19 protein-coding genes are annotated in these 23,107 nt (G+C 57.2%); 10 read left to right on the top strand and 9 right to left on the bottom strand.

Translation table 11 applies throughout. The features are described from left to right. The first annotated feature begins 65 nt into the window (after positions 1-65). Complete coding sequence (gene cysQ, locus CWR52_RS09950; protein ID WP_104949550.1) at positions 66-806, top strand: 3'(2'),5'-bisphosphate nucleotidase CysQ; 741 nt, start codon at positions 66-68, stop codon at positions 804-806. Here cysQ and CWR52_RS09945 read toward each other — a convergent pair. After that, a complete protein-coding gene (locus CWR52_RS09945; protein WP_104949549.1) occupies positions 800-1,357 on the bottom strand; it encodes a YtfJ family protein in 558 nt (185 codons plus the stop codon). The two genes, cysQ and CWR52_RS09945, sit on opposite strands and share 7 nt — an antisense overlap. Before the next feature lie 324 nt (positions 1,358-1,681). Here CWR52_RS09945 and CWR52_RS09940 point away from each other — a divergent pair, with 324 nt between their 5' ends. Beyond that, positions 1,682-1,888, top strand: a complete 207-nt coding sequence (locus CWR52_RS09940) for a DUF1107 domain-containing protein (protein WP_008501430.1) — start codon at positions 1,682-1,684, stop codon at positions 1,886-1,888. Positions 1,889-1,965: 77 nt separating this feature from the next. Here the strand turns inward: CWR52_RS09940 and CWR52_RS09935 are convergent, their stop codons facing one another. The 6 genes from CWR52_RS09935 to CWR52_RS09910 all read right to left on the bottom strand — a co-directional run bounded on the left by CWR52_RS09935 (position 1,966) and on the right by CWR52_RS09910 (position 9,575). Continuing rightward, positions 1,966-3,303 (bottom strand): hemolysin family protein, encoded by a 1,338-nt coding sequence (locus CWR52_RS09935; RefSeq protein WP_104949548.1) that lies wholly within the window; start codon positions 3,301-3,303, stop codon positions 1,966-1,968. Between the two features lie 194 nt (positions 3,304-3,497). After that, positions 3,498-5,045 (bottom strand): MFS transporter, encoded by a 1,548-nt coding sequence (locus CWR52_RS09930; RefSeq protein ID WP_104949547.1) that lies wholly within the window; start codon positions 5,043-5,045, stop codon positions 3,498-3,500. A gap of 78 nt (positions 5,046-5,123) precedes the next feature. Further along, the gene (locus CWR52_RS09925) at positions 5,124-6,146 is read right to left on the bottom strand and encodes a Gfo/Idh/MocA family protein (RefSeq protein ID WP_104949546.1); all 1,023 of its coding nucleotides are present in this window, start codon (positions 6,144-6,146) and stop codon (positions 5,124-5,126) included. A 12-nt stretch (positions 6,147-6,158) separates the two neighbouring features. Next, entirely contained in the window at positions 6,159-7,226 is a 1,068-nt protein-coding gene (locus CWR52_RS09920) for a Gfo/Idh/MocA family protein (RefSeq protein WP_048027907.1), read from the bottom strand. 11 nt (positions 7,227-7,237) lie between these two features. After that, positions 7,238-8,407 carry a Gfo/Idh/MocA family protein gene (locus CWR52_RS09915; protein ID WP_104949545.1) on the bottom strand — a complete coding sequence of 390 codons (1,170 nt, stop codon included), beginning with the start codon at positions 8,405-8,407 and terminating at the stop codon, positions 7,238-7,240. A 16-nt stretch (positions 8,408-8,423) separates the two neighbouring features. Continuing rightward, positions 8,424-9,575: a Gfo/Idh/MocA family protein gene (locus CWR52_RS09910; RefSeq protein WP_104949544.1), complete on the bottom strand. Its 1,152-nt coding sequence runs from the start codon at positions 9,573-9,575 to the stop codon at positions 8,424-8,426. A gap of 192 nt (positions 9,576-9,767) precedes the next feature. Here CWR52_RS09910 and CWR52_RS09905 point away from each other — a divergent pair, with 192 nt between their 5' ends. Further along, positions 9,768-10,826, top strand: coding sequence for a LacI family DNA-binding transcriptional regulator (locus CWR52_RS09905; protein ID WP_104949543.1), 1,059 nt, complete (start codon positions 9,768-9,770; stop codon positions 10,824-10,826). Here CWR52_RS09905 and msrA read toward each other — a convergent pair whose 3' ends face one another. After that, positions 10,827-11,468 carry a peptide-methionine (S)-S-oxide reductase MsrA gene (msrA, locus tag CWR52_RS09900; protein ID WP_048027915.1) on the bottom strand — a complete coding sequence of 214 codons (642 nt, stop codon included), beginning with the start codon at positions 11,466-11,468 and terminating at the stop codon, positions 10,827-10,829. Between the two features lie 224 nt (positions 11,469-11,692). Here msrA and tamA point away from each other — a divergent pair, with 224 nt between their 5' ends. From tamA to CWR52_RS09885, 3 genes are read left to right on the top strand one after another with little or no spacing between them, the layout of a single operon-like run. Next, positions 11,693-13,426 (top strand): autotransporter assembly complex protein TamA, encoded by a 1,734-nt coding sequence (gene tamA, locus CWR52_RS09895; protein ID WP_045908043.1) that lies wholly within the window; start codon positions 11,693-11,695, stop codon positions 13,424-13,426. Beyond that, positions 13,423-17,199, top strand: coding sequence for an autotransporter assembly complex protein TamB (gene tamB, locus CWR52_RS09890; protein WP_104949542.1), 3,777 nt, complete (start codon positions 13,423-13,425; stop codon positions 17,197-17,199). The genes tamA and tamB overlap by 4 nt, the downstream gene beginning before the upstream one ends. Before the next feature lie 2 nt (positions 17,200-17,201). After that, positions 17,202-17,546, top strand: a complete 345-nt coding sequence (locus CWR52_RS09885) for a gamma-glutamylcyclotransferase family protein (protein ID WP_025759063.1) — start codon at positions 17,202-17,204, stop codon at positions 17,544-17,546. A gap of 54 nt (positions 17,547-17,600) precedes the next feature. Here the strand turns inward: CWR52_RS09885 and ppa are convergent, their stop codons facing one another. Beyond that, a complete protein-coding gene (gene ppa, locus CWR52_RS09880; RefSeq protein WP_008501423.1) occupies positions 17,601-18,131 on the bottom strand; it encodes an inorganic diphosphatase in 531 nt (176 codons plus the stop codon). A gap of 309 nt (positions 18,132-18,440) precedes the next feature. On the opposite strand from ppa, the gene ytfQ reads away from it, so the two are divergent. The 4 genes from ytfQ (at position 18,441) to yjfF (ending at position 23,029) form a co-directional block, all read left to right on the top strand. After that, positions 18,441-19,397, top strand: a complete 957-nt coding sequence (gene ytfQ / locus CWR52_RS09875; RefSeq protein ID WP_014882271.1) for a galactofuranose ABC transporter substrate-binding protein YtfQ — start codon at positions 18,441-18,443, stop codon at positions 19,395-19,397. Between the two features lie 105 nt (positions 19,398-19,502). Then, the gene (gene ytfR / locus CWR52_RS09870; RefSeq protein WP_045908045.1) at positions 19,503-21,005 is read left to right on the top strand and encodes a galactofuranose ABC transporter, ATP-binding protein YtfR; all 1,503 of its coding nucleotides are present in this window, start codon (positions 19,503-19,505) and stop codon (positions 21,003-21,005) included. Positions 21,006-21,015: 10 nt separating this feature from the next. After that, entirely contained in the window at positions 21,016-22,041 is a 1,026-nt protein-coding gene (gene ytfT, locus CWR52_RS09865; RefSeq protein WP_167467778.1) for a galactofuranose ABC transporter, ATP-binding protein YtfT, read from the top strand. Beyond that, complete coding sequence (yjfF, locus tag CWR52_RS09860) at positions 22,028-23,029, top strand: galactofuranose ABC transporter, permease protein YjfF (protein ID WP_104949540.1); 1,002 nt, start codon at positions 22,028-22,030, stop codon at positions 23,027-23,029. Before ytfT ends, yjfF begins: the two co-directional genes overlap by 14 nt. Positions 23,030-23,107: the final 78 nt, after the last annotated feature.

Below are 23,107 nucleotides of genomic sequence, written 5' to 3'. Positions count from 1 at the left end.
TTGTTCACATTACGATATAACTAAAACAAAGAGTTAACCTCACTGCGTTAACAAAGAGGTGGAAAATGCTAGATAAAATTTGTCAGCTCGCACGGGATGCGGGAGATGCCATCATGCAGGTGTATGACGGTATTAAACCTATGGAGGTCGTCAGCAAAGCGGACGACTCTCCGGTCACGGCGGCAGATATCGCGGCGCATAAGGTGATCCTGAAAGGGTTACAGGCCTTAACGCCGGACATCCCCGTCCTGTCAGAAGAAGCGCCGCAAAGCTGGGACGAACGCCAGCACTGGCAGCGTTACTGGCTGGTGGACCCCCTGGACGGGACAAAAGAGTTCATCAAGCGCAACGGTGAATTCACCGTCAATATCGCCCTGATTGAGAAGGGTAAAGCGGTGCTGGGCGTGGTCTACGCGCCGGTCATGAAGGTGATGTACGGTGCTGCAGAAGGGAAGGCGTGGAAAGAAGAGTGCGGCGTGCGCAAGCAGATCCAGGTGCGCGATGCGCGTCCGCCGCTGGTGGTGATTAGCCGCTCGCACAGCGACAGCGAGCTGCAGGAGTACCTGCAGCAGCTGGGTGAACACCAGACCACCTCGATTGGCTCATCGCTGAAATTCTGCCTGGTGGCGGAAGGACAGGCTCAGCTCTATCCCCGCTTTGGGCCGACGAACGTCTGGGATACCGCCGCCGGGCATGCGGTTGCTGCGGCCGCCGGGGCGCATGTTCATGACTGGCAGGGCAAGCCGCTGGACTACACCCCGCGCGAATCCTTCCTCAACCCCGGCTTCCGCGTCTCTATTTATTGAGCCAGCAGCTTATGCAGCAGGTCGACAACCTGCTGCACCTCTTCCTGGGTCAGCGCCCCGTCTTTCACCCACTGTACGCGACCTTCTTTATCCAGCACGATAATCGCGGAGCTCTCTTCCTCCAGCTGCCAGGCCTTACGGGTGACGCCGTTGCTGTCGACAATAAACTGCGACCACGGGTAGAGCTTTTTATTGCTCTCAAGGCTTGAGCGCACAAACATCCCGGAGCCCGGAATGGCGTCATCGGTATTCACAATGGTGGTGGTCTGGTAGCGGTCGTGTGGGAATTTTGCGGCCTTGATCGCTTCCACCAGGCTGGCATTTTTCTCTTTTGCAGATGTACGACCGGCAATATGTTGTACAACTCTCACTTTGCCTGCGAGCTGCGCGCTATTCCAGGCTTTGTAGCTAAACTTATCATTGTCGAGAATCAATTCTCCCCGGTCAGCAATGCCGACTGGCGGTACACGTTGTCCTTTTTCAATGTTGTGAGCACTCGCCCACAGGGGCAGCAGCAGGCAGGTTGCTGCAAGGATATTACGTAGGGTCATGGCGTTTCCTTATTGTTTGCAGGTGATCCGACCACTTGGTCATACGCTTTTAATGATAAGTGCGATCAATGTGGTTTTCCCGCAATCCCGATGCCAGTTTGCGGGTGAACGCACATATCCATGAAAAAACGACGGCTTATACTGCGCTCAGTCACGCTTTGCAAAGATTATTCTGAATAATTGTAATCAAACGGTAAATAAACTTATGCACACTGGGTAACACCGTAGTTCTGGTCTATAGTCATTGGGCATTAAAATTTGCGCTCAGGACAGTCGGGCCGATTGTGGCACCGCAAGAGCGTATGATTCGCAGGAGATACAAGAATGAAAATTTTCCAACGCTACAACCCGCTTCAGGTGGCGAAGTACGTGAAGATCCTGTTCCGTGGACGGTTGTACATCAAGGATGTTGGCGCTTTTGAGTTTGATAAGGGCAAAATCCTTGTCCCAAAAGTGAAGGATAAACAGCACCTGTCTGTGATGTCCGAAGTCAACCGTCAGGTTATGCGTCTGCAAACTGAGATGGCTTAACCAACGTGCTATGCAGTAGTAGTAGATAAAAAGACGGCTCCCGATGGGAGCCGTTGATGTTTGTGGGGGCCAGAACGTTACGCCGACACCTTCTCTTCCGCATCCGGCAGCTTCGGCACCAGTACGGTCGGTTTGTTGTCGATACGCGTTACCAGCAGCTGGTCGATGCGGTAGTTATCAATATCCACCACCTCAAACTTGTAGCCGGAGAACTTCACCGAGTCGGTGCGTTTCGGGATTTTACGCAGCATAAACATCATAAAGCCGCCGATGGTCTCGTAGTTTCCGGACTGCGGGAACTCGTCGATATCCAGCACGCGCATCACGTCTTCAATCGGCGTGCCGCCATCAATCAGCCATGAATTATCGTCACGCTGAACAATCTGCTCTTCCAGCCCCTGGCCTACCAGGTCGCCCATCAGCGTGGTCATGACGTCGTTGAGGGTGATAATACCCACCACCAGCGCGTATTCGTTCATGATCACCGCGAAGTCTTCCCCGGCGGTTTTGAAACTTTCCAGCGCTTCTGAGAGCGTCAGGGTGTCCGGCACAATCAGGGTATTGCGGATCTGCACGCCGCTGTTCAGTGCCAGGCTCTGGTTCGCCAACACGCGGTTCAGCAGGTCTTTGGAGTCGACGTAACCGATGATGTGGTCGATATCTTCATTACAGACCAGGAACTTAGAGTGTGGATGCTGCGCCACTTTGTTCTTCAGGCTCTGCTCATCTTCATGTAAATCGAACCAGATAATGCTTTCACGGCCCGTCATGGAAGAGGGCACGGTACGGGATTCCAGTTCGAATACGTTCTCAATCAGCTCATGTTCCTGCTTGCGCAGCACCCCGGCCAGCGCGCCGGCTTCCACGACCGCATAAATATCGTCAGAGGTGATATCGTCTTTACGCACCATCGGTAGCTTAAAGATGCGGAAAATGACGTTTGCCAGGCCGTTGAAGAACCACACCAGCGGACGGAACACGTACAGGCAGAAGCGCATCGGGTTGATGATGCGCAAAGCCACGGCTTCTGGCGCAATCATACCGATGCGTTTCGGGGTCAGGTCTGCAAAGAGGATGAACAGGCCGGTCACCAGCGAGAAGGAGAGGATAAAGCTCAGCTGTTCGGCCAGCTCGGCGGACATGTACTGCACAAACAGGCTATAAAACGCCGGGGAAAACGCCGCATCACCCACGATACCGCCGAGAATAGCGACCGCGTTAAGGCCAATTTGCACCACGGTGAAGAACATGCCCGGGTTTTCCTGCATTTTCAGGATGCGCGTGGCGTTGATGTTGCCTTCATCGGCAAGCAGCTTCAGTTTGATTTTACGGGACGCGGCCAGCGAGATCTCGGATATCGAGAAAAATGCACTGACGGCAATCAGACAAAGTATTACTAAAATACTGTTTAACATAGTTTATCCGGCTTCTCGCCAGATCCTCAGAAGGGGAGTTGATACCATTTGTGTGGAAACACATTGAACACCAGCTCGTAGCGTTGAGCCGATTATTTCAGCGGGTAGTATAGCGTAAAGAGATGTAAATCTGCCAGAGGTCACATTTTGGGCATAAAACAGACCGAACAGCGGGCGCTGTCCGGTACATCGCGTTATTTCACGGTAGACAGGCGGACATCGCCCACCGCCCGACGGGTGGCATCGCCTCCCCATACCTGATCGTATTCATAGCCCGTGAGCTGCTTGATCACCACGCGGGTGCTGGCGTCGCAGTCGCGGTAATCGCCACCCAGCTTACGGCGCGCAATCTCCTTGAGGAGCAGCTTGTGCGTCTCACGGGTGAGCTTGAACCTGTAGGTGGTGAAGAAGCTTACCGCCAGCAGAGCTGCCGTTGCGAAGATCATCAGGCCGATAATCGCCCCCAACGCGCTTTCAGGCTGCGCGCCGCTGCCCTTCACAAAACCGGCCTCCTGCAGCACCAGGCCAATAATCATGATGGCAATCGCCACGGTGCTCTTGCGGGTCAGGACCATCACCCCGGCAAAAATGCCTTCGCGGCGCTGCTGGGTCACCATCTCGTCAATATCCGGAATGAAGCTGTAGATATTCCACGGAATATAGTAGAGACCAGAGCGGGCGGCACCGAGCAGAATAAAGACCGCGGAGAACAGCAGCGTCGGTACCTGCGTTTTGGTGAGGTAGACCGTAAACAGGAAGGCCAGCACCAGGAAGATACAGCCGTAGGAGAGCCGCAGGGCGGCAGACGGCGTGACATTCAGCCGGTTCAGCAACAGCATAAACCCATAGGTGCCGGGGACCGAGGCGAAGGCCGCAATGCTCAGCCAGCCGGATACCGCAGCCGCATCCTGGCTCAGACAGTACACGACATAATAGGTAAACACCGAACCGAACACGTCCATCGCCGTGAACGAAAAGATATAAATAATAATATGCAGGCGGAACGCGCGGATACGGAAGGAGGAAAAGAGATCCAGCACCAGATATTTCAGGTGATTCAGTAGCCCGCCGCTGCGCTGGTTATCCACTTTAAAACTGGATTCCTGCTGCACATCCTTCGCTTCCCAGGTGGTGTACCAGGTAATAAATACCGCAAGGCAGAACACGCAGGAAAATATCAGCCCGGTGAGGGTATAGGTAAACGGATTATCTTTCCCCGTGAACTGCATAATCACCCCGGGAACGGATACCGCAAGAAAACCGCCCAGCTGGGAGCAGATCATCCGTACGCCGGACAGGCGGCTACGCTCTTCATACCGGTTCGTCATCTCAGCCGCCAGGGTCTCCCAGGGAACCAGCACCATCGCCGACAGCAGTTCAATAGAGAGGTAGGTGCCCAGGTAGTACCAGTAACCCATGTCCGTCAGCCACAGCAGGGCATACAAAAACATGAGCGGTGAACTGAGTAATAAAAAGAAGCGGCGACGGCCAAATTTACGCCCGAGCCAGGTATCCCCGAAGTTATCGGTGATATAACCCATTATCGGGCTTAATAGCGCATCAATCACGCGGGCAATGGCGAATATCGATCCCGCTTCAATGACCGAGAGTCCGCAATAGGTGGTGTAAAAAAATAACAGCCAGGTGCCGATAATGGCGAAAGCGCCTCCGCCAAAAAGATCGGTTACGCCGTAGCCGAGCGCTACGCCATAACCCACTCTACGTTCAGTTGGTTTGACCATAATAATATCCAGTGTAGGGTAATGATTAACCCGTTTTCCGGGTCGTTTTTTATTGAGTGCTGGAATACAAATTACGTTCTAGTTATTGATATCTATCCATTGTCTTAATTGAGATGAGCGGTAAATAGCCTCCACAAGCGTGAGTGAATGTCCGGCTTCACGTATGTTGGTGTAATCCGTGTGCCCCGGGTGGGTGATTGCGTGATAAAACCGGCGGATCGCCTGCTCGTGCCCCAGCCCCCAGTAGCTTTTGACCGAACCGTCGGGAGAGTCATCGCTGGCCAGCCTGAGGCGCCCGCCGCGGGCGATGCACCAGAGCACGTTGTTATGCAGCAGCAGTGAGCCCTGTTCGCAGTGGATCTCCATCAGAAGCGGAGAATCGGTGGTATTGCAGTTGCTGGCGTAAAACAGGCCGCGCGCACCGTTGGCAAAATGCAGGGTAGCCATCGCGCTGTCTTCCCCTTCGGTCACGTCCGCCAGCTCGCCGCTGTCCACCACGCCTTTCACGCGCGTTACGCCGCCGGCGAACCACTGCATCAGGTCGAGGGTATGAATGGCCTGGTTGATCAGCAGGCTGCCACCTTCCGTTCCCAGCCGCCCGCGCCACGGGCTTTCGGTGTAGTACGCGCCCGAGCGTGACCACGTCAGCACGGCCTTAATGCTGAGCATTTTCCCCAGCCCGCCGTCCTCCAGCATCTGGCGAATGCGCAGGCTGGTGGGGTTGAGGCGGTTCTGGTAGCACACGCCGAGCAGACCCGACGCCTGTTCGGCGGCGCGGGTGATATCCACGAGTTCGCTGCTGTTCATGCCCACCGGTTTTTCGCAGAAAACATGCTTCCCGGCGGCGAGCGCCGCCAGGATCATGCTTTTATGCTCGAAATGCGGCGTGCAGATGTGGACCACGTCGATGGCATCATCCAGCAGCATTTCCCGGTAATCCTGATAGAAGCGGCACTGATAGCGCATTGCCAGCTCCAGCCCTTTGACGCTGTCGATGTCGACCAGCGCGCGTAGCGCGACGTTGGGGAGCAGGCGCAACGCATTCACATGGCAGCCGTGAATCGCTCCGGCACCGATAACCGCCGTGTTCAGGATCGTCATTATCGCCTCCCGTTATTCCGTCGCGTTGGCCAGCATCTGGGCCTTCACGCAGAGCTCGGCCGCTTTGAAGGCGTGCGCCTGCGTCATGGCGTTTTCGGTACGATGCAGACAGTCGAGGATCAGTTCGCCAAAGAACGGGAACCCGACCTGTCCGGCGACCGGATAGCGGAATTCCCCCTCCTTATTGACGAGATAAACCACGTCCTGCTCGCCGCGGGTGAGATCGACATATTTGCGGATCTCGATATACCCGTCGGTGCCGAGCAGCGTCAGACGTCCATCGCCCCAGGTTGAGAGTCCGTCGGGGGTGAACCAGTCGCAGCGGAAATAACCGCTGGCGCCGTTTTCGCCCCTGATTGTTGCGTCACCGAAATCTTCAAATGCCGGATGCTGCGGATGGTTGAAATTGCGTGCCTGACTGGCGACCACGGTGGCGTTACGGTTGCCCGTGTAAAACAGAAATTGCTCAATCTGGTGGCTGCCGATGTCGCACAGAATGCCGCCGAAGTAGCGACGATCGTAGAACCAGTCCGGGCGGCCGGTCCCTTCCCGGTGCGGGCCTGTCCCCAGGGTTTGGACGACGCGGCCAATGGCCCCCTGCTGCACCAGCTGTCCGGCAAACACCGCGCTCTCCACGTGGAGACGTTCGCTGTAGTACACGGCGTATTTCCGGCCGGTTTTCTCAACCATCGCTTTGGCATCCGCCAGCTGTTCAAGGGTGGTGAGCGGGGCTTTATCCGTGAAGTAGTCCTTGCCGGCCGCCATCGCTTTCAGCCCCAGCGCGCAGCGCTCAGACGGGATGGCCGCACCGGCTACCAGACGCACTTCGTCGTCGTTGAGTATCACCTCCAGCGACTCCGCCACGTTGACCTGCGGGTATTGCTGGATAAATTTATCCACTTTTGCCGGATCGGGGTCGTACACCCACTTCAGCGTGGCCCCGGCTTCAATCAGGCCGTTACTCATGCCGTAGATATGGCCGTGGTCGAGCGCGGCAGCGGCAAAAACAAACTCCCCCTCGCGGACAACCGGCTGAGGTTTACCCACCGGCGCGTAGTTCATTCCGTCATTTTTGTTCATGGTGTCACTCCTTAATCCAGGTCTTTGCCAAGGGGAATCGCACCCACTTCGCTGAAGTTGGCGACGCTTGCGGATTTTTCATAAAAACGGGGAGCGTGGGCGCTCGTCCCGCCGGTACGGTAAAACGGGTCGTCGCGCTGAATCGGCAGCGAGACCACGGTGCGGGTAATGGCGGATTTATAGATCGCGGCGATCAGCTCCAGCGAGCGTTTGCCCTGTAACCCATCCACTAACGGTGCCGTGCCGTGCTCGATGGCAGAAAGCAGGTCATTAATCTGCCCGGCGTGCAGCGTCCACTCGAGCTTCGGCGTCTGCTTAAACACCGCATCGAGCTGCGCTTCGCGCTGCTGGTCGTGGGCTTCCTGCGGGAAGCCATTGTCGGCGCTGACGCTGGCAAAGGCCTGCCACGGCGCGGAGATGCGCGCCTTCTCACCCTGAATAATGATTTTCTGATCTTCCCCGTGGTGCACGACCGAGGCGGTAAGCTGGGTGAGCGCACCGCTGGGGTATTTGAAGATCGCGGCGCTAAGGTCTTCGACTTCAGCGTTGTCGTGCGCCACGTTGGTCATCATCGCCACCACCTCGGACGGAAAGCCCAGTATCCACTGAATGGCGTCGATGTGGTGAACCGCGTGGTTAAGGGTGCAGCCGCCGCCCTCTTTTTCCCAGGTGCCGCGCCACCACAGGTCGTAATAGCAGTGTCCGCGCCACCAGAAGGAGTCCACCTGCGCGTGGCAAACCTTGCCCGCAAGCTCCGAATCCAGCGCTGCTTTTAGGCGCCAGAAGGCATCGGTAAAGCGGTTTTGGGCAATGATGGAGAGCGTTTTGCCGCTGGCCTTTTGTGCCGCGATCATCGCGTCGCACTCCTCCAGCGAGGCGGCCATCGGTTTTTCGCACAGCACGTGGCAACCTGCATTCAGGGCATCAATGCTGATCTCTGCGTGGACGTAGGGCGGCGTGCAGACGTCGACGATATCGATATCCGGCTCTGACGCCAGCATCTGCTGGTGGCTGTCATACACGCGGGCGTCCGTCAGGCCGTAGCGCGCTTTTTTCTCGTGGGCTTTTTCCGGATAAATATCAACCAGCGCGACGATCCGACAGCGTTGGCCAAACTGCAAATAGCCCTGAATATGGTTGTGGGAGATATTCCCTGTTCCCACAATAGCGACATTTAACATTGATTCTTCTCCGGAGTTACCAGGTGCCTGAGGCGTCCAGCGTGACGCTGGCTGTCTCTTTAGCCACTGAGGTGCTGATGCGTTGTTGAAGCAGGCGCAGATACTGTTTTTCGTTGAGCGGGAACTCGACCCAGTCGTCCGTCCAGGTGGAGAGGTGCATGGCGTTGGAGAGCGTCAACCCGTGGATCCCTTCCAGACCCGGCGCAATCAGCGGTTCGCCGCGCAGGATGGCGGCACAGAAGTTGGCGGTAATAACGTGGTGTTCGCTACATTCCGGGGCCACGGGAAGCGTGACCTCCCAGCATTCAGGTTCGCCAAAACCGTTCTGCCAGCGGGCGTTGAAGGCGGTTTCAGATTCCCGCAGCCGCCAGTAGCGCAGCTTGCCCTCTTCGACGACCACCTTGCCGCGATCGCCGACGATTTCCAGCCGGTTGGTTCCCGGCGTTTCCGCCACGGTGGTGATGAACACGCCCGTCGCACCGTTGGCATACTCGGCGTAGGCGGTGACATCGTCTTCCACTTCGATATCGCGATGCTTGCCGAACTGGCAGAACGCGCGCAGACGGACCGGCATACCGACCAGCCACTGCCAGAGATCGAGCTGGTGCGGGTCCTGGTTGAGCAGCACGCCGCCGCCTTCTCCTTTCCAGGTGGCGCGCCAGCCGCCGGAGTTGTAATAGCTCTGCGAGCGATACCAGTTGGTGATGATCCAGTTGGAGCGGCGGATCTCACCCAGCTCGCCGCTGTCGATAAGATCTTTCACCTTCTGGTAGAGCGGGTTCGGGCGCTGGTTATACATGATGCCGAACACCACGTCGCACGCCTGGGCGCAGGCGTTCATCTCCTGTACCTGGGCGGTATACACGCCCGCCGGTTTTTCACACAGGGTGTGGATGCCGTTGCGCATTGCCAGCATCGACAGGCGCGGATGCTCGTAGTGGGGCGTAGCGACAATCACCGCGTCGATAAGCCCGCTCTGGATCATCTCCTGCGCGTCGCTGAACACGGGGAGGGTGCCGACCAGCTGGCGAATGGCCGGATGCTTTTCCGGCGCATTATCACAAACTGCGGCAAGGCAGGCGTCGCTGACCGTACCCGCCAGTAAATAACGCGCGTGGACCGTACCGATATTCCCTATTCCAATAATGCCAAAACGTACCTTCTCCATGTCACACCTTAATTTCAGTTGAAATGAGTGATGACCGGAAAATAGGAAAGAGGAGCGGTAGCGACAATGTGTTTTTGTGAGAATACTCGCAAGGTGATTAAGTAATCTCCAGGCGTTTTGAAATTTGGTTTTAAAATCAAAGGACTGTTTCTGCAAATATTTGCAAAAACTGAATGAGAGCGAGGTCACACTATGCCGGGCAAGTTAAAAATGGAGGAAATTGCGGCCCTGACGGGCTATTCCGTCAGCACGGTTTCGCGGGTATTAAGCGGCAAGTCTTACACCAGCGATAAAGCCAGGGAGGCGATCGTTCGCACCGCGCGGGAGCTCGGTGTGCTGGAGTCTATGGCGAGTGGAAGACTATTAATTAACGGTATCGCTGTCTTTGCACCGGAAAGAACTTTTCAGGGACGCGGGGATATTTTTTATCTGGAAGTGACAAAAGGAATTGCTGAAGCCTGCGCGCGGCATAATGTGTGGGTCACGTGCTGTGGTTTAGAAGAGCAGCACGCCGACGTAAAAGTCTTTATGGAAAAGGCCAGTCATAAGAATATTAACGCGATCATTATTATTGGCACTGATGATTCCACCATATTTAAACTCGCCAGCACGCTGAATAAGCCCTGCGTGTTAATTAATTCCTTTGACCGGGATCGGGAGCTGGACGCCGTCTCACCCGACCACCGGGCGATTGGCTTCACCGCCATGCAGTACCTGTTTGAGCAGGGACATCGACGGGTATTAACGCTCACCTGCCTGCGACGTGAAACGCTGTACGCGCGACTGGACGGCATCAAAGAGGCGTACCGTCATTTTCACGTCGCCTTCGATCCCCAGCGCGATTTGCTCGTGACGGAGTGGTTTACCGCAGAAGAGGCCGAACGGGCGCTGGACGCGTGGCTGATGAGTCATGACAGAACCCTTTGGCCGGAGGTGATTTTCCCGAACAGTACCAGCATGACGGAAGGGGTGGTAAGGGCGTTGACGCGACACGGGCTGCGCATTCCGGAAGACATTTCGCTCATCACGACCGATTTTGCCTGGAATTTAGCGCACCGTCTGGAAAAACCGGTCACGGGCGTGACGGTGCCCTGCCGCGAGCTGGGAATTGAGGCCGTTCATCTGCTGCAAACGCGGCTCAACCGACCGCAGGCACCGGTCTTTAACCTGCTGTTGCAGGGCAAAGTGATGGATTACGGCTCGGTCAGCAATGCCACGCGCCACGCGGCTCGCGTGGCGCTGGATCAGTGATCAGGCCAGCTGTGGCGGCAGGCAAACGCCGATGCCTCCGATGCCGCAGTAGCCGTACGGGTTTTTATGCAGATACTGCTGGTGATCGTCCTCGGCGTAGTAGAACGGTTTCGCCGTCGCGATTTCCGTGGTCACCTCGCGCGTATCGCCCGCTTCACGCATGGCCTGCTGGAAACGCTCCAGGCTGGCGCGCGCGGCGGCATCCTGCTCAGGCGTGAGCGGATAGATAGCCGAGCGGTACTGCGTGCCGTGGTCGTTGCCCTGACGCATGCCCTGCGCCGGGTCGTGATTCTCCCAGAAGACCTGCAGGAGCTGTTCGTAGCTGATTACCGCAGGGTCATAGACCACGCGTACTGCTTCCGCATGGCCGGTTTCGCCGGAGCAGACTTCGCGGTAGGTTGGATTCGGCGTGTAACCGCCCGTGTAGCCGGCTGCCGTGCTGTAAACGCCGGGCAGCTGCCAGAAGAGGCGCTCAACGCCCCAGAAGCAGCCCATGGCGAACAGGGCGATTTCCATGCCATCCGGCACGTTGGTCATAGAATGGCCATTGACGGCGTGTAAGGTCGCTACAGGCATAGGGGTGTTGCGTCCCGGTAATGCATCTGCTTGTGAAACCAGATGCTTTTTGTCGAATAAACTCACGATGGGGCCTCCCGGGGTGCGATGTTTCAGTTAAGGTTGTCACGAAGCGTTTAATTGAACACAATAAATGCGCTGAATGAGACTAGATTTAATCATAAGAAATATTTGGGTGTTACACCCATTTTCAACCCGCGATTCGGGTTTTTGGCCATCAGGCCGTATTTTGCCGCGGAGCGGCACTTCATTTGCTTCCAGGGTGGAAACAGGGATATTCAGGAGAAAACGTGACAAAAATCCGCCAGTTATGTTTAGTCAGTGTGTTGCTGACAAGCGGGATTGCCAGCGCGGCGAATGTCCGTTTGCAGGTTGAGGGGTTATCCGGGGCGCTACAAAAAAACGTACGTGCGCAGTTATCGACCATCCAGAGTGATGAGGTGACGCCGGACCGGCGTTTTCGCGCGCGTGTCGATGATGCGATCCGCGAGGGGCTGAAAGCGCTGGGTTATTACGAACCCACCATTGATTTTGACCTCCGTCCGCCTCCAAAGAAGGGGCGCCAGGTGCTTATTGCCCGCGTTTCGCCGGGCGAGCCGGTGTTGATTGGCGGCACGAACGTCATCCTGCGCGGCGGGGCGCGTACCGACCGGGATTACCTGGACCTGCTCAGCACGCGGCCGAAAATCGGTACTGTGCTTAATCACGGCGACTACGACCATTTCAAAAAAGAGCTGACCAGCGTTTCCCTGCGTAAGGGCTACTTTGACAGCCAGTTCAACAAAAGCCAGCTGGGCATTGCGCTGGCGCGACGTCAGGCCTTCTGGGATATCGACTACGACAGCGGAGAGCGTTACCGCTTTGGCGACGTGACGTTCGAAGGTTCGCAAATTCGTGAAGAGTATCTGCAAAACCTCGTGCCCTTCAAAAAAGGGGACTACTACCAGTCGAGCGACCTTGGAGAGCTGAACCGACGCCTCTCCGCTACCGGCTGGTTTAACTCCGTGGTTGTCGCACCGGAATTTGATAAGTCACGCAAAACCAAGGTGTTGCCGCTGCATGGCGTTGTTTCGCCGCGCACCGAGAACACCATTGAGACCGGTGTGGGCTACTCGACGGACGTGGGGCCACGGGTGAAAACCTCGTGGAAAAAACCGTGGGTGAACTCGTACGGCCACAGCCTGACCACCAGCCTGAGCCTCTCTGCGCCTGAGCAGCAGCTGGATTTCAGCTACAAAATGCCGCTGCTGAAAAATCCGCTTGAGCAGTATTACCTTCTGCAGGGCGGTTTTAAGCGCACCGATTTGAACGACACCGAGCAGGACTCGACGACGCTTGCGGTCTCCCGCTTCTGGGATCTCTCCAGCGGCTGGCAGCGCGCCATTAACCTGCGCTGGAGCCTCGATCACTTTACCCAGGCTAACGTCACCAACACCACTATGCTGCTTTATCCGGGGGTGATGATCAGCCGCACCCGCTCGCGCGGGGGCCTGATGCCGACCTGGGGCGACTCACAGCGCTACTCCATCGATTATTCCAACACCGCCTGGGGCTCCGACGTGGACTTCTCCGTCTTTCAGGCGCAAAACGTCTGGATCCGTACGCTGTACGACAAACATCGCTTTGTGATGCGAGGCAATCTCGGCTGGATTGAAACGGGCGATTTCGAGCGCGTTCCGCCGGATCTGCGCTTCTTCGCCGGGGGCGACCGCAGCATACGCGGATATAAGTACAAATCGATCTCACCTGAGAACGAAAAGGGCCAGTTGACCGGTGCGTCAAAACTGGCGACGGGCTCGCTGGAGTACCAGTACAACGTCAGCGGAAAGTGGTGGGGCGCCATGTTTGTTGACGGCGGTGAAGCGGTGAACGATATCCGCCGCAGCGACTTTAAAACCGGCGCGGGCGTCGGCGTGCGCTGGCAGTCACCCGTCGGGCCTATTAAGCTCGATTTCGCCGTGCCGGTGGGTGACAAAGATGAACACGGATTACAGTTTTACATCGGTCTGGGGCCTGAATTATGAGTTTATGGAAGAAAATAAGCCTCGGAGTGCTGATCTTTATCGTGCTGCTGCTCGGTACGGTGGCGTTTCTGGTAGGAACGACGACCGGGCTGCATCTGCTGTTTAACGCCGCGAACCGCTGGGTGCCGGGGCTGGAAATTGGCCAGGTGACGGGCGGCTGGCGCGACCTGCGCCTGAAGAACATTCGCTATGAGCAGCCGGGCGTAGCGGTTAACGCCGGGGAGTTTCACCTGGCGGTGAAGCTGGGCTGTTTGCGGGACAGTAAGCTCTGCGTCAACGATCTGTCGCTAAAAGATGTCAACGTGGCGATAGACTCGAAGAAAATGCCGAAGTCTGCGCCGGTTGAAGAAGAGGACAGCGGCCCGCTGAATCTCTCCACGCCGTACCCGATCGCGCTTTATCGGGTCGCGCTCGATAACATCAATATCAAAATCGACGACACCACCGTGTCCGTGATGGATTTCACCTCCGGCCTGCGCTGGCAGGAGAAAAACCTCACCCTGACGCCAACGTCCCTGCAGGGCTTGCTGATCGCGCTGCCGAAAGTGGCCGACGTGGCGCAGGAAGAGATCGTCGAGCCGAAGATCCAGAACCCGCAGCCGGAAGAGAAGCCGCTGGGCGAAACGCTGAAAGACCTCTTCGCAAAGCCAGTGCTGCCGGAAATGACCGACGTTCATCTGCCGCTGAACCTTAACATTGAGGAATTCAAAGGCGAACAGCTGCGTCTGACGGGCGATACTGACCTGACGGTCTATAACATGCTGCTGAAGGTCAGCAGCATTGACGGCAACATGAAGCTCGACGCGCTGGATATCGACACCAACCAGGGCTCGGTGAATGCGTCAGGTAATGCCCTGCTGCGCGACAACTGGCCGGTGGATATCACGCTGAATAGCACCCTGAACATCGACCCGCTGAAAGGCGAGAAAGTGAAGGTCAAGGTGGGCGGGGCGCTGCGCGATAAGCTCGATGTTGGCGTGAATCTCTCCGGCCCGGTGGATATAGCCCTGCGTGCGCAAATCCAGCTGGCGGAAGCCGGGCTGCCGCTCAATCTTGAGGTTGTCAGCAAGCAGCTTTCCTGGCCGTTCACCGGCGAAAAGCAGTTCCAGGCCGATGACCTGAAGCTGAAGCTGAGCGGCAAGATGACCGACTACACGCTCTCGTTCCGCACCGCGGTGAAGGGGCAGGGCGTGCCGCCCGCGAACATCACCCTGGATGCGAAGGGCAACGAACAGCAGGTCAACCTCGACAAGCTGACCGTCGCGGCGCTGGAAGGTAAAACCGAGCTGACCGCGCTGCTCGACTGGCAGCAGGCGATCAGCTGGCGCGGCGAGCTGAAGCTGACGGGCATTAACACCGCCAAAGAGGTGCCGGACTGGCCGTCGAAGCTCGATGGCCTGATTAAAACGCGCGGCAGCCTGTACGGCGGCACGTGGCAGATGGACGTGCCGGAGATCAAGCTCACCGGGAACGTGAAGCAGAACAAGGTAAACGTTGAAGGCTCGGTGAAAGGCAACAGCTATCTGCAGTGGGTTATCCCGGGCCTGCACGTGGCCCTGGGGCGCAACACGGCGGATATCAAAGGCGAGCTGGGGGTAAAAGATCTTAATCTGGATGCCACCATCGACGCGCCGAATCTGGATAACGCCCTGCCGGGGCTTGGCGGTACGGCGAAAGGACTCGTGAAGGTGCGCGGCACGGTAGACGCGCCGCAGCTGCTGGCGGATATCACCGCCAATAACCTGCGCTGGCAAGAGCTGAGCGTTGCCCGCGTCCGCGTGGAAGGGGATGTGAAATCCACCGACCAGATCGGCGGTAACCTGAACCTGCGCGTGGAGCGCATTTCTCAGCCGGACGTGAACATCAGCCTGGTCACCCTGGACGCGAAAGGGAACGAGAAGCAGCACGACCTGCAGCTACGGGTGCAGGGCGAGCCGGTCTCCGGCCAGCTTCACCTGACCGGCAGCTTCGACCGCAAACAGGCGCGCTGGAAAGGGACGCTGGATAACACCCGTTTCACTACGCCGGTCGGGCCGCTGGCGCTGTCGCGCGCTATTGCTCTGGACTACCGCAACGCCGAGCAGAAGATTAGCATTGGGCCGCACTGCTGGACCAACCCGAATGCGGAACTGTGTGTGCCGCAAACCATCGATGCGGGCGCGGAAGGGCGCGCGCAGATCAACCTCAACCGCTTCGATCTGGCGATGCTAAAACCGTTTATGCCGGATACCACGCAGGCGAGCGGCGTCTTCAGCGGGAAAGCCGATGTCGCCTGGGACACCACCAAAGAGGGGCTGCCGCAGGGTAGCGTCACGCTGTCCGGGCGTAACGTGAAGGTGACGCAGGAGGTGAATGACGCGCCGCTGCCGGTGGCCTTCGACACCCTGAACCTGAGCGCTGACCTGCATAACAACCGTGCGGAGCTGGGGTGGCTGATTCGCCTCACCAATAACGGTCAGTTTGACGGGAAGGTTCAAATTACCGACCCACAGGGACGGCGAAATCTGGGGGGCAACGTCACTATCCGCAACTTCAACCTGGCGATGGTGAACCCGATTTTCGCACGCGGGGAAAAAGCCGAGGGCATGGTGAATGCCAACCTGCGCCTGGCGGGCAATGCGCAAAGCCCTCAGTTGTTTGGCCAGTTGCGCCTCAGCGGCGTGGATATTGACGGCAACTTTATGCCGTTTGACATGCAGCCCAGCCAGATCGCCATGAACTTCAACGGCATGAGCTCGACGCTGAGCGGCTCGGTATTGACGCAGCAAGGGCAAATCAACCTGAGCGGTGACGCGGACTGGAGCCAGCTCGACAACTGGCGCGCCCGTATTGCCGCGAAAGGCAGTAAGGTGCGCATCACCGTACCGCCGATGGTGCGTCTGGACGTCTCGCCTGATGTGGTCTTTGAAGCCACGCCAAGCCTCTTCACGCTTGACGGTCGCGTCGACGTGCCGTGGGCGCGCATCGTGGTTCACGACGTGCCGGAAAGTGCGGTCGGCGTCTCAAGTGATGAAGTTATGCTCAATGAAAATCTGAAACCGGTCGAACAGAAGAGCGCTGGCATACCGATTAATAGTAACCTTATCGTGCACGTGGGGAATAACGTGCGGTTGGATGCGTTTGGGCTGAAGGCGAGGCTCACGGGCGACCTGAAGGTGGCGCAGGATAAACAAGGGCTAGGCCTGAACGGGCAAATCAATATTCCTGAAGGGCGTTTCCACGCCTATGGTCAGGATTTGATTGTCCGTAAAGGCGAGCTGCTGTTCTCCGGTCCACCGGATCAGCCCCTGCTGAACATCGAAGCGATTCGTAACCCGGAAGCGACGGAAAACGACGTCATTGCTGGCGTACGCGTCACCGGCTCTGCCGACGAACCGAAGGCGGAGATCTTCTCTGACCCGGCGATGTCCCAGCAGGAAGCCCTCTCTTACCTGCTGCGTGGACAAGGTCTCGACAGCGGTCAGAGCGACAGTGCGGCGATGACCTCGATGTTAGTGGGGCTGGGGGTTGCACAAAGTGGGCAGGTTGTGGGTAAAATCGGCGAGACGTTCGGCGTAAGCAATCTGGCGCTGGACACCCAGGGCGTGGGTGACTCCTCGCAGGTGGTGGTCAGCGGCTATGTACTGCCGGGTCTGCAGGTAAAATATGGTGTGGGGATCTTTGACTCACTGGCAACACTCACGTTACGCTATCGCCTGATGCCTAAGCTATATCTGGAAGCAGTGTCCGGCGTAGACCAGGCACTTGATCTGCTCTATCAGTTTGAGTTTTAGCAATGCGAATATTTGTCTACGGCAGTTTACGAACCAGGCAAGGCAACAGTCACTGGATGACCAATGCCCAGCTACTGGGGAATTACAATATCGAGAACTACCAGTTGTACAGCCTGGGCCACTATCCAGGCGCGGTTCCCGGCGAAGGAACAGTACAGGGTGAAGTTTATCGTATTGATAACGCGACACTTGCCGAACTTGATGCCTTGCGCACCAGGGGCGGTGAATACGCGCGCCAGTTGATCCAGACGCCGTACGGAAGTGCGTGGATGTATGTCTACCAGCGTCCGGTCGAAGGGTTAACGCGGATTGTAAGCGGTAACTGGTTAGACAGAGACCAGTACTGAAAAACGACAACGCCACCGTGAGGTGGCGTTGTTTTTTATGTCTGGCAGTAAGAATTACTTCTTAGCAGCGCGTTCGAAAGAGGCGATGATTTCCGCTTTCGCTGCTTCTGCGTTGTCCCAGCCGTCAACTTTAACCCACTTGCCTTTTTCGAGGTCTTTGTAGTGCTCGAAGAAGTGAGTGATCTGCGCTTTCAGCAGTTCTGGCAGGTCGTTCACATCTTTGATGTGATCGTATTCTTTGCTCAGTTTGGTGTGCGGTACCGCAACCAGTTTCGCATCTTCACCGGATTCGTCGGTCATTTTCAGCACGCCAACGGGACGGCAACGAATCACTGCGCCCGGCTGCAGTGGATATGGCGTTGGGACCAGCACGTCAACCGGGTCACCGTCCAGAGACAGGGTGTGGTTGATGTAACCGTAGTTGCACGGATAGAACATCGCGGTAGACATGAAACGGTCTACGAACAGGGCGCCGCTCTCTTTGTCCACTTCGTATTTGATCGGATCTGCGTTAGCCGGGATTTCGATAACTACGTAGATGTCTTCTGGCAGTTCTTTACCCGCTGGGACGTTGAGTAAGCTCATGTCGGTGTCCTTTAAAATGGATGGTAAACAAGTGGCAGGTATTATAGCCAACTCGCGCTGAATGTCTCCGCCTGTTTTCGCCTTCTCTCCACGTTCTTCCCACTTTTCAGACCGATTCCATGACAGAAAAATCCATAAACTCAGCCGCATTTTTCATGGAGAAATGAAAGCGATTACAAACTTGTGATTAACGTTTTATTCACTTTTCTGAAGTGTGATGTAACGCAATTCGTTACATATTTCATGGGCTATAGTCATTCCGCAGAACATCTTTTAACCAACAATAACTCACCCTACGAGGACGTTCATATGTGGAAGCGCTTACTCCTGGTCACAGCCGTTTCGGCAGCCATGTCGTCTATGGCGATGGCCGCTCCCTTAACCGTAGGTTTTTCGCAAGTCGGCTCTGAATCTGGCTGGCGAGCGGCAGAAACCAACGTGGCGAAAAGCGAAGCTCAGAAACGCGGCATTACCCTGAAAATCGCCGATGGTCAGCAAAAACAAGAGAATCAGATCAAAGCCGTGCGATCCTTTATCGCCCAGGGCGTGGATGCCATCTTTATTGCCCCCGTCGTGGCGACCGGCTGGGAACCCGTCCTGAAGGAAGCGAAAGACGCTGAGATCCCGGTCTTCCTGCTCGACCGTTCCATCGACGTCAAAGACAAATCCCTCTATATGACCACCGTCACCGCCAACAACGTGCTGGAAGGGCAATTGATTGGCGACTGGCTGGTGAAGCAGGTCGACGGCAAGCCGTGTAACGTCGTTGAGCTGCAGGGTACCGTCGGCGCGAGCGTGGCCATCGACCGTAAAAAAGGCTTTGCTGAAGCCATCGCGAAAGCGCCAAACATTAAGATTATCCGCTCTCAGTCCGGCGACTTTACCCGTAGTAAAGGTAAAGAGGTTATGGAGAGCTTCATTAAGGCTGAAAACAACGGCAAGAACATCTGCATGGTTTACGCCCATAACGATGACATGGTGATCGGTGCGATTCAGGCCATTAAAGAAGCGGGCCTGAAGCCGGGCAAAGATATCCTCACCGGCTCTATCGACGGCGTGCCGGACATCTATAAAGCGATGATCGATGGCGAAGCCAACGCCAGCGTGGAGCTGACGCCAAACATGGCGGGCCCGGCATTCGACGCGCTGGAGAAATTCAAGAAAGACGGCACGATGCCGGAGAAAGTGACGGTTACCAAATCCACGCTTTACCTGCCTGACACGGCGAAAGAAGAGTTAGAGAAGAAGAAAAATATGGGCTACTAAGCCTGTCTGAACATGCCGGGTGACGCTGCGCTTACCCGGCCTACGATACGCTCTTTTGTAGGCCGAATAAGCGTAGCGCCATCCGGCTTGATGCAGGGGGAAACCATGACCACTGAACAACACCAGGAAATCCTCCGCACAGAGGGCTTGAGTAAATTCTTTCCCGGCGTAAAGGCGCTGGATAACGTTGATTTCAGCCTGCGGCGCGGGGAGATCATGGCGCTGCTGGGTGAGAACGGCGCGGGAAAATCGACGCTGATTAAATCCCTGACCGGTGTTTATCACGCCGACCGGGGTACCATCTGGCTGGAAGGCAACGCCATTTCACCCAAAAACACCGCCCATGCCCAGCAGCTGGGGATCGGGACGGTGTACCAGGAAGTGAACCTGCTGCCGAATATGTCGGTAGCGGATAACCTGTTTATTGGCCGTGAGCCACGACGCTTTGGCCTGCTGCGCCGTAAAGAGATGGAGGCGCGGGCGACAACGCTGATGGAATCCTACGGCTTCTCGCTCGACGTCCGCGAGCCGCTGAATCGCTTTTCCGTGGCGATGCAGCAGATCGTCGCCATTTGTCGCGCGATCGATCTCTCCGCAAAGGTGCTGATCCTCGACGAACCCACCGCCAGCCTCGATACCCAGGAAGTGGAAATGCTCTTTACCCTGATGCGCCAGCTGCGCGATCAGGGCGTCAGCCTGATCTTCGTTACCCACTTCCTCGATCAGGTGTATGAGGTGAGCGATCGCATTACGGTGCTGCGCAACGGCAGCTTTGTCGGCTGCCGCGAAACCCGCGAGCTGCCGCAGATCGAGCTGGTCAAAATGATGCTGGGCCGCGAGCTGGAGACCAACGCCCTTCAGCGCGCAGGCCGCACGCTGCTGAGCGAGAAGCCGGTCGCCGCGTTCAGTGATTACGGTAAAAAAGGGGTCATCTCGCCGTTTAACCTTGAGGTGCGGCCAGGCGAAATTGTCGGGCTGGCGGGCCTGTTAGGCTCGGGTCGAACCGAGACCGCCGAGGTGATCTTCGGGATCAAGCCCGCCGACAGCGGCAGCGCGCTGATCAAGGGCAAACCGCAAACCCTGCGATCGCCGCATCAGGCCTCTTGCCTGGGTGTGGGCTTCTGCCCGGAAGACCGGAAAACGGACGGTATTATCGCCGCGGCCTCGGTGCGGGAAAATATCATTCTGGCGCTACAGGCCCAGCGCGGCTGGCTGCGGCCGATCCCTCGCAAAGAGCAGAACGCCATTGCTGAGCGCTTTATCCGCCAGCTCGGCATCCGCACCCCGAGCGCGGAACAGCCCATTGAATTTCTCTCCGGCGGTAACCAGCAGAAAGTGCTGCTGTCGCGCTGGCTGCTGACCAAACCGCAGTTCCTGATCCTCGACGAGCCGACGCGCGGCATTGATGTAGGCGCGCACGCCGAAATTATCCGGCTTATCGAAACGTTGTGCGCGGACGGTCTGGCGCTGCTGGTCATTTCCTCCGAGCTGGAAGAGCTGGTGGGCTATGCCGATCGCGTCATCATCATGCGCGATCGTAAACAGGTGGCAGAGATCCCGCTGGATAAGCTGTCCGTTCCGGCGATCATGAATGCCATCGCGGCATAAGGAGTGAATCGTGATGTCCCGTTCGCTTTCGCAAACCGGTGAGTCAAAGCGCCGCTTCAGCTGGCCGACCGGCACGCCGCAAATCGCGGCGCTGCTGGTGGTGCTGCTGGTGGATAGCCTGGTCGCGCCGCATTTCTTCCAGATTATCGTGCAGGATGGCCGCCTGTTTGGCAGCCCGATAGACATTTTAAACCGCGCCGCGCCCGTGGCGCTGCTGGCCATCGGGATGACGCTGGTGATTGCCACCGGCGGGATTGACCTCTCCGTCGGCGCGGTAATGGCTATCGCCGGGGCCACGGCCGCCTCCATGACCGTGGCCGGGCACAGCCTGCCGGTGGTCCTGCTGGCGGCATTAGGTACCGGCGTGCTGGCCGGATTATGGAACGGCATTCTGGTGGCGGTGCTGAAAATTCAGCCCTTTGTCGCCACGCTGATTTTAATGGTGGCCGGGCGCGGCGTCGCACAGCTGATTACCTCCGGCCAGATTGTTACCTTCAACTCACCGAGCCTGGCGTGGCTCGGCAGCGGCAACCTTCTGTTCTTCCCGACGCCGGTGATGATTGCCCTGGTGACGTTAGTGGTGTTCTGGCTTTTCACCCGTAAAACGGCACTGGGCATGTTCATTGAGGCCGTCGGGATCAACATCCGCGCCGCGCGCAACGCCGGGGTCAACACGCGGCTGATGGTGATGCTGACCTACGTGCTGAGCGGTATCTGCGCCGCCATCGCCGGGGTGATCGTCGCGGCGGATATCCGCGGAGCCGATGCCAACAACGCCGGGCTCTGGCTGGAACTGGATGCGATCCTGGCGGTGGTCATCGGCGGCGGATCGCTGATGGGCGGACGCTTTAACCTGCTGCTCTCGGTGATCGGCGCGCTGATTATTCAGGGCATGAACACCGGGATCCTGCTCTCCGGTTTCCAGCCGGAACTCAACCAGGTGGTGAAAGCGGTGGTCGTGCTCTGCGTGCTGATCGTCCAGTCGCCGCGCTTTGTCAGCATCATTAAGGGGATCCGTGGCCATGATAAAACGTAATTTACCGCTAATGATCACGCTGGGCGTGTTTGTGCTGGGCTACCTCTACTGTCTGATGCAGTTCCCGGGGTTTGCCTCGACGCGCGTGATCTGCAATATCCTGACGGACAACGCCTTTTTAGGCATTATCGCCGTCGGCATGACCTTTGTGATCCTCTCCGGCGGGATCGACCTCTCCGTCGGCTCGGTGATCGCGTTTACGGGCGTGTTCCTCGCAAAGGCGATCGGCTTCTGGGGGATCTCTCCGCTGGTGGCGTTTCCGCTGGTGCTGGCGATGGGCTGTGCGTTTGGCGCCTTTATGGGGCTGCTGATCGACGCGTTAAAAATTCCGGCGTTTATTATTACCCTCGCGGGAATGTTCTTCCTCCGTGGGGTGAGCTACCTGGTGTCGGAAGAGTCGATTCCGATTAACCATCCGGTGTACGACACGCTCTCCAGCCTGGCGTGGAAGATCCCCGGCGGCGGCCGCCTGAGCGCGATGGGGCTGCTGATGCTGGGCGTGGTCGTCATTGGCATCTTCCTTGCTCACCGTACCCGGTTTGGCAATCAGGTTTACGCCATTGGCGGCAACGCCACGTCGGCCAACCTGATGGGGATCTCGACCCGCAGCACCACCATCCGCATCTATATGCTCTCGACCGGCCTGGCGACGCTGGCGGGTATCGTCTTCTCGGTATACACCCAGGCGGGCTATGCCCTCGCAGGCGTGGGCGTTGAGCTGGATGCGATTGCTTCTGTGGTCATCGGCGGCACGCTGCTCAGCGGCGGCGTGGGGACGGTGCTGGGAACGCTGTTCGGCGTGGCGATTCAGGGGCTGATACAAACCTATATCAACTTTGACGGCACGCTCAGCTCGTGGTGGACAAAGATCGCCATCGGCATTCTGCTGTTTATTTTTATTGCCCTGCAGCGTGGTCTTACGGTGCTCTGGGAGAACCGTCAAAGTTCGCCTGTTACCCGCGTAAACACATCGGTAACAGAGCGATAACACGCTGAATTTGCTTAAAGTCTAAACATTTTCCGGTAGCGGCCGATACTCTTTTTTTATGCCCAGAAATATCTCGCT

The sequence above is a fragment of the Enterobacter sp. SGAir0187 genome (assembly GCF_002952735.2).
Taxonomy (GTDB): Bacteria; Pseudomonadota; Gammaproteobacteria; order Enterobacterales; family Enterobacteriaceae; genus Enterobacter; species Enterobacter quasiroggenkampii.
Note: the sequence above shows the minus strand (reverse complement) of the source record. Positions and strands in the feature narration are given on the sequence as shown.

What these genes read in the sequence shown, in the direction of transcription:
- cysQ (WP_104949550.1), top strand. Translation starts at nt 66, where the DNA reads ATGCTAGATAAAATTTGTCAGCTCGCACGGGATGCGGGAGATGCCATC.
- CWR52_RS09945 (WP_104949549.1), bottom strand. Translation starts at nt 1,357, where the DNA reads ATGACCCTACGTAATATCCTTGCAGCAACCTGCCTGCTGCTGCCCCTG.
- CWR52_RS09940 (WP_008501430.1), top strand. Translation starts at nt 1,682, where the DNA reads ATGAAAATTTTCCAACGCTACAACCCGCTTCAGGTGGCGAAGTACGTG.
- CWR52_RS09935 (WP_104949548.1), bottom strand. Translation starts at nt 3,303, where the DNA reads ATGTTAAACAGTATTTTAGTAATACTTTGTCTGATTGCCGTCAGTGCA.
- CWR52_RS09930 (WP_104949547.1), bottom strand. Translation starts at nt 5,045, where the DNA reads ATGGTCAAACCAACTGAACGTAGAGTGGGTTATGGCGTAGCGCTCGGC.
- CWR52_RS09925 (WP_104949546.1), bottom strand. Translation starts at nt 6,146, where the DNA reads ATGACGATCCTGAACACGGCGGTTATCGGTGCCGGAGCGATTCACGGC.
- CWR52_RS09920 (WP_048027907.1), bottom strand. Translation starts at nt 7,226, where the DNA reads ATGAACAAAAATGACGGAATGAACTACGCGCCGGTGGGTAAACCTCAG.
- CWR52_RS09915 (WP_104949545.1), bottom strand. Translation starts at nt 8,407, where the DNA reads ATGTTAAATGTCGCTATTGTGGGAACAGGGAATATCTCCCACAACCAT.
- CWR52_RS09910 (WP_104949544.1), bottom strand. Translation starts at nt 9,575, where the DNA reads ATGGAGAAGGTACGTTTTGGCATTATTGGAATAGGGAATATCGGTACG.
- CWR52_RS09905 (WP_104949543.1), top strand. Translation starts at nt 9,768, where the DNA reads ATGCCGGGCAAGTTAAAAATGGAGGAAATTGCGGCCCTGACGGGCTAT.
- tamB (WP_104949542.1), top strand. Translation starts at nt 13,423, where the DNA reads ATGAGTTTATGGAAGAAAATAAGCCTCGGAGTGCTGATCTTTATCGTG.
- CWR52_RS09885 (WP_025759063.1), top strand. Translation starts at nt 17,202, where the DNA reads ATGCGAATATTTGTCTACGGCAGTTTACGAACCAGGCAAGGCAACAGT.
- ppa (WP_008501423.1), bottom strand. Translation starts at nt 18,131, where the DNA reads ATGAGCTTACTCAACGTCCCAGCGGGTAAAGAACTGCCAGAAGACATC.
- ytfQ (WP_014882271.1), top strand. Translation starts at nt 18,441, where the DNA reads ATGTGGAAGCGCTTACTCCTGGTCACAGCCGTTTCGGCAGCCATGTCG.
- ytfR (WP_045908045.1), top strand. Translation starts at nt 19,503, where the DNA reads ATGACCACTGAACAACACCAGGAAATCCTCCGCACAGAGGGCTTGAGT.
- yjfF (WP_104949540.1), top strand. Translation starts at nt 22,028, where the DNA reads ATGATAAAACGTAATTTACCGCTAATGATCACGCTGGGCGTGTTTGTG.